We start from the raw sequence: 9785 nt of genomic DNA, 5'->3' as shown, positions 1-9785 counted from the left end.
CTTGATGCGCAGGGCGTTGTCGGTGCCCACGAAGGTCACATCACGCACGAGAATGGCACCGCCACCGCCGTCGGTCTCGCTGCCAACCGACACCCCATGGCCGTTGTAGAAGTGGCTGTTGGCCACCGTGATGTTGCGCGCCGCACCGGCTCCACCGGCCTTGATCGCGATGTTGTCGTCGCCGGTGTGGATATAGCTGTGCACGATGGACACGTTGCGCGACCCCGAGGGATCGATACCGTCGGTGTTGCGGGCACCACGTGGCGTGTTGATGATCACGCCCCACGCGGTGAAACCATCCGCACGCTCGATCACGACGTGGAAGTTGGGGCTGTTGCGCAGCGTCAGCCGGTACAGCGTGAAGTCGTTCGAGCGGGACGTGACGATGAGTCGCGGATTCTGCTGGCTGTACTTCGTGTCGCGCGCCTGTTCGGCCATCTCCCACCACGTGGGGCCGCCCCGCAGCAACGCTGCCCAGCCACGGCCGTCAATGGTGCCCGGGCCCATCACCCCACTGTGGTCCGCACGGTCGGCAGCAATGAGCGGCTTGCAGCCGCGTGGCCCCTGGCTCAACACACCGCAGGCGCCGGGCGCCGTGTCGAACTGCCGCGGATCGCGTGACGCGAACAACACCGCCGTGGTGTCCACCACCAGCGTCACGCCGGTCTTGAGTTGCAGCGCGCCGGAGACGAACGCCCGCTTCGCCCCCTGGGCGCGCAACACCACCGCCTGGCCAGCGGCGCACCCATTGATGGCCGCCTGAATACGCGGCGTATCGAGGCGTGCTTCATCGGCGGCGGCGAGGGTCGTGTCACCCACTATGGCGAGCTGCGCATCCAGCGTGACGCAGGCTGTTGGCCGTACAGGTTCCGTCACTGTGCGCGTGTCCTGCGCCGACAGCGGCAGGGCCAGCAGTACCACCGTCGCTGCCCAAGGCACTCGGTTCATTGCACACCTCCCGGCTTCCAGCCGTCGAGGAAGAGGTCTGGCGTGTACGTCAGGGCATCGCCGTCCGACAGCCGACGACGGCCGGCACTCTCCACGGCGCCCGGCCCCGTGCTCCGGTATTCGGCGAATCGCGAATTCTCCGGCTCGAACCACACACGCTCACCGTTGTTCGTGGGGCCGGCCGACATGCGATCCCACCCCTTCGCACCGATATGATCGTCCATCCAGCACTCCACGAAGATCGCCATGCCCACGGCGCGGGGATTGCCCCCCGGATGCCACGGCCGCCCCAGCGAGACGGACGCCGGGGCCATCTGTGGGGACTGCTTCTTGAGGCGCGACTTGTAGAACAGCATGCCATACGACGTGATGTCGGTGCTCGGTGCGGCGATGTAGCCGTTGTTGGTGGTGCTGCCACGATCGAGCGATACGATGTCGCAATCGTCGAACACCACCCGCCCGCTACCGAAGATGAAGTCCACATTGCCTTCGATGCGGCTCTTGGTGACGTAGGTGCGCCCCGCGTCGGCGAAGAAGGTGTCCTGGTTGCCCAGTAGCACCACATCACGGATCACGGCGCGGTCGCTGCGATCGGTCAATGCGACGGCCAGCCCCTGCGTGTCGCGAATCTTCGTGCTGTCGGTGGCAGCCTTCTTCGCGTTGGCGTTGTAGTCGAAGCTGTTCACCACCGTCACGCGTTCCAGCCAGAAGTCCGGCTGGGTGGCCTTGAGCGTCCAGGTGCCACGGGTGCCCAATGTGCCACCTCCCGGCGCCGGCGTGGACGCCACGTCGCCCCAGGTGATGATCGTGCTGTCGCGGTGCGCACCAATGAGCCGGATGTTCGGCTTTTCGATCAGCACCTTTTCCGCGTAGCGCCCAGCACGCACCCGGATGACCCACGGCGTCTGGGCAAAGTTTGGCGCACCTTCGATGGCCGCGTTGATCGTGCGATAGGTCGGCACGCCATTCACCTTGTCACCCGCTTTGCCGCGAAAGGCCGGATCAACCGCTGCGCTGGTGCTTGCGGTATCCACGATCGCCGGCCGAGCAATCGGTTCATGAAACGTGCGCCGCAACCACTCCGCCGCATGTTGTGGCCAGGTGGACAGCGCCGCGTCGGTCGCCGCCAAGCCAAACCCGTGGCGACCGCGTTCATAGACGTGCATCTCCGCGGGCACCGCCGCGCGGCGCAGCGACTGATACAGTGTCACACTGTTCTCCACCGGCACCGAGCGATCTTCGGTGCTGGCCACGAGAAACACTGGCGGCGTCTCGCGCGAGACCTGGGTCTCGATACTCAGCGCACGCACCAGGTCGGGCTGTGGTTGTTCGCCAATGAGCTGCCGACGCGAGCCGGCGTGCACATACGGCGCCTGCATGGTAACCACCGGATAGATCAGCAGCGCCGCATCGGGACGCGCGCTCACGCGCTCCACCGGATCGCCCTGTTGGCTGTCACCAGCGGTCCAATGCGTGGCCACCGAGCCGGCCAGATGGCCGCCAGCGGAAAAGCCCATCACCGCGATGCGGGAGGGATCGATACGCCAGCGAGCCGCGCTGGCGCGCACCACCCGCACGGCTCGTAGCCCGTCCTGTTCAATGATCGGGTGATGATAGCGCGGCCCAACGCGGTAGCGCACCACGAACGCCGATACACCTCGATCAGCGAACCAGCGAGCCACCTGCACACCCTCCTTGTCGGTGGCGAGATGGTCGTAGCCACCGCCCGGGAACACGATCATCGCCGATCCATCCGCGCGATCAGCACGTGCGGGGAACACCGTCAATGTGGGTGTGTCTTCCTCGGTGCGGCCCAACGCGCCCGGCGCACTGCCCGACCACAGCGGCACGACTTCCTGCGCGTCGAGCGCAGAAATATGGCGTGCCGGTGCGCTCGCGAAGATCAGCAGGTAGCCCGCCAGCAGGACGGTCTTCACGGGACCGTCACCGCTATGGGCGAGGCCAGACGCTGCGCGTAGGTATCCAGATAGTGCCACCAGTCACGCACATCGCGGAAGTCACCACCCAGCGTCCAGCCGGCGCCCACGTAATGCACCACGGGCACACCGGGTGTGGCATAGGTGATACCGAGGTAATGATTGCCCGTCTCCTTCCAGTCGCGCAGGCGTTCCCGCGGTAGCAGGATGGCTGTGCCGATCTCACCATCGCCGCCCTTCTTGGGCGTGGTCGGTCCCCACCCCGTCAACCACGCCCAGCTGGCGTTGCGACTCATCGTGCCCACCATGCCGACGCGCTTGAGTTCACCGATCGCGTAGGGAATCTCCTTCGTACTGCCGTTGGTGCGAAACACGCTCTCTTCGCGATACAGATTGGAACCGGCATCAATGATGAACCGCTTGGTCTGTGTCACGGCCAGCGCGCCCGCCTTCCACTCCGGATACTCCACTTCGAAGATCGAGCGAATGGGACCCATGGCCACGATCTTCCACTGCGTGAAGTTGTCAGCGCGGTACAGCGAGTCGTTGTGCCAGAGGGCGGTGCCTCCAGCGCCCAGCGTCTCGCCCACATCGTAGAAGTCCGCACCCTCGCCGTCGTCCACGTGATAGGCGTCGTGCCCCTTGGTGTACCACTTCTCCACCACGAGGCCGTGCGACTTCTTCACCCAGATGTCCACGCCACTGCTGGACATCGCGCTCGATGTCTTCTTGAGTCCCTGCCCGTAGATGCGCCACGCGAGACGATCGCTCTCCCACGCCATGTCATCGCGCGGATCGTCGTGGCGCACAAATGTGCGGGCTGGCCACTTGGCGGGCGCTTCGGCGTCCACCACGAAACGGCGCAGCTCCTTGCCACGGAAGTCGGCCAGAATGAGCAACGAATCAGGAGTGCCGTTGCCGTCTACATCGATCGCCTGCGTGGGCACCTCACGACCGCTGCCAACATCACGCACTCGCACCTTCGCACTGGTCGCTCCCGGCACTCGGCTGGCGACCGTGCCCCAGGCCACGCCCAGCACTTCGTCGACGCGATCGAGCCCCAGGCGATTTTCGGCCTGTACGACAAATTCCCGCGGCTGCGCCAATGCGCTGGCGGGGGAACCCATCGCTGCGATGACCGATGCAGCGAGAATGATCGACGAACGAACAAAGTGAACCATCGGAAGGATCGATGTCATCGAATCGTCTCCATGCCGATCATCTGCATGTCGGCGTAGTCCTTGTTTTCGCCACCCATCGCCCAGCAGAAGGCATACGCCTGCGTGCCACACCCCGCGTGCACCGACCATCCTGGAGACAGCGCCACGTCCTCGTTGCGCACGATCATCGAACGCGTCTCTGTGGGCTCGCCCAGCAGATGCACCACCATCGCTTCAGCCGGCATGCCGAAATACAGATAGACCTCCGTGCGCCGCTCGTGCGTGTGCGCCGGCATGGTATTCCACACACTCCCGGGTTCGAGTGTCGTCACGCCCATTACCAACTGACAGCTCTCTGCGCCACCCGCGTGGATGTAGCGGCGCACGCGGCGTTTGTTGGCCGATTCCACACTGCCCAGCTCCAGCACATCCGCATCGGCGGGTGTCATGAGGCACGTCGGGCAATCGCGGTGCGCGGGGTAGCTCACCAGGTAGAAACGCGCCGGGGCACTGAAGTTGTCGCTGAGAAACTCCACCTGCCGACTGCCCCGCCCCACGTACAGCACATCGTGCGCCTGGAGTGGATACGAGGTGCCGTCCACGCGCACCGAACCGGCGCCGCCGATGTTGAGCACGCCGAGTTCACGACGCTCGCAGAAATAGTCGGCACGCAAGGCTTCGGGCGTCTCGAGCAGCAGCGGAGTGGCCAGTGGCACGGCGCCACCGAGCACGACACGATCCAGGTCCACCAGACGCAGTGCCACGGCTCCGCGGTGGAAGAGCGACGACACCATGAAGTGTGCACGCAGTTCGTCGGTGGACATCCGCTTGGTGCCTTCGGGATTCGGCAGGTACAGCATGGTTGGATACGAAAAGGGGAACGTGAGGATCAGCGGGCCAGCCAGCCGCCGTCGACAACCAGCAGGTGGCCATTCACATAGTCAGCGGCACGACTGGCCAGAAACACGGCGGCACCGACAAGATCATCGGGTTCTCCCCAACGGCCCGCCGGAATGCGCGCGAGGATCTGCGGTGCACGATCCGAGTTGTCGCGCAGGGCCTGCGTGTTGTCAGTGCTGAAGTAGCCTGGCGCAATGGCATTCACCTGCACACCACTGCTGGCCCACTCGTTGGCGAGCGCCTTGGTGACGCCGGCAATGGCATGTTTGCTGGCGGTGTACGCGGGCACCGTGATACCGCCCTGAAACGACAGCAGTGACGCGATGTTGATGATCTTGCCCTGCCGCCGCTCGAGCATTCCGCGCCCCACCGCCTGCGACAGCAAAAAGGCGGCATCGAGATTCGGGCGCATCACCGCATCCCAATCGCTGGGCGTGACGTCTGCTGCCGGCGCACGACGGATGGTGCCGGCATTGTTCACCAGGATGTGAATGCCCGCGCTGCCCGCCGCGCCATGCGCCTCATCCGCGAGCGACTGTACCTGCGCGCGATCCGACAGATCTGCGGCGCAGGCCCACGCCCGACGTCCGAGCTGCTCGACAGCCCGCACCGTCTCCGATGCGCCACCGGCCTGTGAACTGTGGCAGATCACATCGGCCCCTGCTTCGGCCAGCCCCAGAGCGATGGAGCGACCAAGACCGCGACTCGCACCAGTCACCAGCGCGATGCGACCGTCGAGCGAAAACAACCGCGACAGCATGCTCATCGGCCCAACTCGTGCGCGGCAAGAATCATCGGTCCCACGCCCTTGTAGTCATCGGTGACCACCGGCTCGGAGATGTAGTACGCGTAGCTGCCATCGCGATACGAACCGTCCTTGCGCAGCGAACCACCAAGGCCGGACACCTGACAGACGTTTATGAGCGACACGCCATACGACGATTCGCGTACCAGGTTGCTCGTGATGCCATCAAAGCCACGCTCGGCGACGGCCCGGTAGCGCGCCGGCAGATACCCCATTCGCACGCCCTTGGCGAGCGCATACACGAACATCGCCGAGGCGCTGGCCTCGAGATAGTTACCCCCGCGGTTGGGGGCGTCGAGCACATCCCACCAGAGCCCGGTGAGCGGATCCTGTACGCGTGCGATGCCATCAGCGGCGTCCTGCAGCGTGCGGATGATCGCTTCGCGATCGGGGTGTGTGACCGGCAAGTAGTCGAGCGTTTCCACCACGCCCATCATGTACCAGCCAACAGCACGTCCCCAGAAGTTGAGCGACAAGCCCGTGCTCGTGTCCGCCCACCGCTGTGCTTTCGCGGCATCCCATCCGTGGTACATCAGGTTGGTGCGCGGATCCCGCGTGTGACGCGCCACCAGCAGGAACTGCTTGGCCACATCATCAAAGATCGCGGCACGTTCGGCGGTCGGTGCCCATGTGGCCGCGTACTGTGCGTGGAAAGGCTGGGCCATGTAGAGCCCATCCAGCCACATCTGCTGAGGATAGATCTTCTTGTGCCACAGGCCACCCTCGCTCGTGCGCGGGTGTGACACCAGCTGCGCGCGCAATACATCGGCCGCCTTGCGGTAGCGTGTATCCGTGCCGCGGGCCCCCAGTGCAAAGAGCACCCGTCCCTGTGATACGACATCGATGTTGTACTCCTCGCGGTCATAGCCATCGATGCTGCCGTCCGCCTTCACGAAGCGGTCCATGCTGCGCTTCACGTACGCCGTCATGGCGGTGTCGCGGCGTGACTCGCCCACTTTGTTGATGGCCCCGAGTACCACACCGGCCGTGTAGTCCCAGCGCCGGTGATTCTGCGGATTGCGCGTCATGACCGAGCGCGCGAAGCGCACCGACCATGGCGTGGCCGTCCCCGTGCGACGGGGCGTGGCATGCGGAATGGTCAGCGGGCGTCCACCCGGCTGCAGGATGCCTTCGCCAAGCTGCAATGCGGGCTCGGCGGCCTGTGCGCGCAGGGCCGTTGGCGCCAGCAATGACACACTCAACAGCCACACGGCGCCTGTTCGAACCACGCTCACGATCCGCTCACGAGTTGCCCGTTCATCTTCACGTTGCGATACACCAGGCCCTTCACGCCATCCGCCAGGTTGCCCTTCGCCACGCCGTCGAACGTGCAATCGACCACGCGGATATCCGAGATCTCTGACTTGGGATAGGCGCGCATGTAGAGACCGTACTGACTCTTGCGGCTGGTGACGTTGCGCAACTCGACGTGGCGCACGATGGGTGTGAACGGGCCCTTCTCACCCTCTTCGTAGTAGAGATCGATGGACAGAATCCCTTCGCCCACCTGACCGATGGTGCAGTCGCGCATGTACACATGTTCGAGCAATCCACCGCGCAGGGCATTGTTCTTGAACCGCAGCGCCCGGTCGAGCTCCGGGCTGTCCATGGTGCAGCGCTCCACGAACACATGATGGACGCCGCCGGAGATCTCGCTACCGATCGTCACGCCGCCATGCCCGTCCTTCATGGTGCAATCACGGACGATGATGTTGGCGGACGGGATGTTGAGGCGCCGTCCATCGGCATTGCGCCCCGACTTGATGGCGATGCAATCGTCACCCGTGTCGAACAGGCAGCGTTCGATGAGCACATCGGTGCACGATTCCGGATCGCAGCCGTCGTTGTTGGGCCCATGGGTGCGAATGATCAGGTCCCGTACTGTGACGTTGGTGCACTCGACCGGATGCACCTCCCACATGGGTGAGTTGAGGATGGTCACCCCCTCGATCAGAACATTGCGGCTGCGATAGAACTGAATGAACTGCGGGCGCAGGTAGCTGCCATCGGCGTAGACACGCTGTGCCACCGGTTTGCCCGCCTCCACATCGTCTTGCAAGCGATTGCGCGCCGCGATCTGATTGGGAAGGGGGCGATCCTTGCCGCCCTTCCAGGCCCACCAATTCGATTCACTGGCCTGCCCGTCGAGCGTGCCCTTGCCGCTGATCGCGATATCCCGCACACCGTTGGCATAGATCAGCGGGGAATAGCCCATCATCTCCATGCCTTCCCAGCGCGTGAGCACCGCAGGCAGGTAGCGCGCCGGATCAGTGTGAAAGGCCAACGTCGCCCCTTCGCTCACATGCAGGTTCACGCGGGAGGCGAGGTGCACGGGCCCGGTGAGGAATCGGCCTGCAGGCACCACCACCCGCCCACCTCCCGCCGCCACGCATGCGTTGATGGCCTTGCGAATGGCGTCAGTGCAATCCATGCGCCCATCGCCCACAGCGCCGTATGATGTGATCGCAAAATCACGAGCCGGGAACGTGGGAGGCACGATGCGTGCAAGGATGACCGGCACCTGTGCCCACGGATCCTGGGATTCCGGCACTGGCGATGCGGATGTGTTGCTCGACATCGAACCTCGTGGAGAACACGCGGCGGCCACGTCGCCCAAGGTCAGCATCCCGGCGGAGATGGCGGTGGTACGCAGGAACGCGCGGCGGGAATAGGCGTCGGACATTATCGGAGCTGTTGGGGATGCACGCGGGACCACGTCGCATAGCGATTCAGACTCGACGCGGGCTCAGAGCTGTACCACGCATATCCGCTGCGACGATCGGTCAGCAGCGCATAGTCATACAACGGGATGCCATCACGGTTCGCGAACAACGCACGGCCGCTGTTGATCTCGGTGACGCGTGGCCACAGGGGACCACTTCCCTGACTGGTCACCAATCCAGCATCCGCGATGTAGACAACGTTCGGAATGGCCGTTCGGCGATACCATGCCGCGGCCGCATGCACCGCGGCGGCCACGGTGGCACTGGGCGCGGGATCCTCCATGAGCACATCCATCACGCGCGCCCCTTCCCGCCCGGCAAGACCAGGCAATTCGTAGCTGCGCCCGATGACCGGCACACCCGTGATGGGGTCGTGCTGCTGCGCCCACGTGGTACGCGCACCATCGACGACCACCTGGATGGCCACGAGACAGTTCGAAGCCCGATCGACGGCGACGGCGGCCTGCGCGCGGCGTCCAGCTCGCACGAAGGCGTGTCGACCAAAGCTCACATCACGCAGCAGACGCACCACATTCACCAGCGCGTCGTCGTTGTTCGTGATGGCATCGTGATAGCTGCCCATCAGCGGAAAGACCTGTGGCCAGCAACCGCCCGGAAACTGCGCCTGCAGCAGATAGCTGAGCCCACGATCGAATGCACCAGCCGCCGCCGTGTCGGTCGCCGCGGCGAGCGCCAGCAATCGCATCTCGGTGACGGTCGCGCTGTTGTCGATCGTGCCGACATACGCCCACTCGTCGCTCTCCGAGTTGTACCCCATGCCGGGCTGACGCGGCCCTTGCGCATAGTCGATGTGCTTGCCCCAACCGCCCGACGGCGTCTGGTACGAACGCACGGTGGAAATCAGCGTCCGGCCAGCCGTACTGGCCGCCCAGGCCGCCGTCCACTGTGATTGCCAGGTGAAATCCGATGCCGTGTTGGGAGGGCGTCGCACGCTGGCGGCACCAAGTGTGCGCAGCTCGCCTTGCACACGCTGCTGATCCGCCGCCATCCCGGAACGGGAGGCCAGCACATAGGACTCCCATTCCTGCCTCGCCGCAGGGGCCAGCGACGCCATACGTCCACTGGCCAGCAAGGTGCCCGTGTATGGCGGCAACACGCCGGAGGCGTTTCCGGGATCAGCGGCGGTCGCGGCCGATGAACCACATGCCACGGCACTCATCGCCATCACTGTCATCACCGTCTTCACCAAAACACCACGCGCACGAACGGCACGACGACTGCCGTAGCGCGCATGCGCATGCGTGAATGGTGTGGAGGACGATCGCACGATGGAGGGCCGCTGATACGACGC

8 protein-coding genes are annotated in these 9785 nt (G+C 64.8%); all 8 read right to left on the bottom strand.

Going from position 1 to position 9785, the window contains the following annotated elements; translation table 11 throughout:
* Positions 1–948 (bottom strand): glycoside hydrolase family 28 protein (locus VGE27_RS13610; protein WP_331050215.1); only part of this gene is annotated, 948 nt, incomplete at its 3' end.
* The gene (locus VGE27_RS13605; RefSeq protein ID WP_331050214.1) at positions 945–2885 is read right to left on the bottom strand and encodes a pectinesterase family protein; all 1941 of its coding nucleotides are present in this window, start codon (positions 2883–2885) and stop codon (positions 945–947) included. The genes VGE27_RS13605 and VGE27_RS13610, both read right to left, overlap by 4 nt.
* Positions 2882–4084 (bottom strand): DUF4861 domain-containing protein, encoded by a 1203-nt coding sequence (locus VGE27_RS13600; RefSeq protein WP_331050213.1) that lies wholly within the window; start codon positions 4082–4084, stop codon positions 2882–2884. Before VGE27_RS13600 ends, VGE27_RS13605 begins: the two co-directional genes overlap by 4 nt.
* Complete coding sequence (gene kduI / locus VGE27_RS13595; protein ID WP_331050212.1) at positions 4081–4905, bottom strand: 5-dehydro-4-deoxy-D-glucuronate isomerase; 825 nt, start codon at positions 4903–4905, stop codon at positions 4081–4083. The genes VGE27_RS13600 and kduI overlap by 4 nt, the downstream gene beginning before the upstream one ends.
* 29 nt (positions 4906–4934) lie before the next feature.
* A complete protein-coding gene (gene kduD / locus VGE27_RS13590) occupies positions 4935–5711 on the bottom strand; it encodes a 2-dehydro-3-deoxy-D-gluconate 5-dehydrogenase KduD (protein ID WP_331050211.1) in 777 nt (258 codons plus the stop codon).
* Positions 5708–6985: a glycoside hydrolase family 88/105 protein gene (locus VGE27_RS13585; protein ID WP_331050210.1), complete on the bottom strand. Its 1278-nt coding sequence runs from the start codon at positions 6983–6985 to the stop codon at positions 5708–5710. Before VGE27_RS13585 ends, kduD begins: the two co-directional genes overlap by 4 nt.
* Positions 6982–8433 carry a glycoside hydrolase family 28 protein gene (locus tag VGE27_RS13580; RefSeq protein WP_331050209.1) on the bottom strand — a complete coding sequence of 484 codons (1452 nt, stop codon included), beginning with the start codon at positions 8431–8433 and terminating at the stop codon, positions 6982–6984. Before VGE27_RS13580 ends, VGE27_RS13585 begins: the two co-directional genes overlap by 4 nt.
* On the bottom strand, positions 8433–9761 hold the full coding sequence (gene pelA, locus VGE27_RS13575) for a pectate lyase (protein ID WP_331050208.1): 1329 nt from the start codon (positions 9759–9761) through the stop codon (positions 8433–8435). Before pelA ends, VGE27_RS13580 begins: the two co-directional genes overlap by 1 nt.
* Positions 9762–9785 lie beyond the last annotated feature (24 nt).

The sequence above is a fragment of the Gemmatimonas sp. genome (assembly GCF_036405635.1).
Taxonomy (GTDB): Bacteria; Gemmatimonadota; Gemmatimonadetes; order Gemmatimonadales; family Gemmatimonadaceae; genus Gemmatimonas.
Note: the sequence above shows the minus strand (reverse complement) of the source record. Positions and strands in the feature narration are given on the sequence as shown.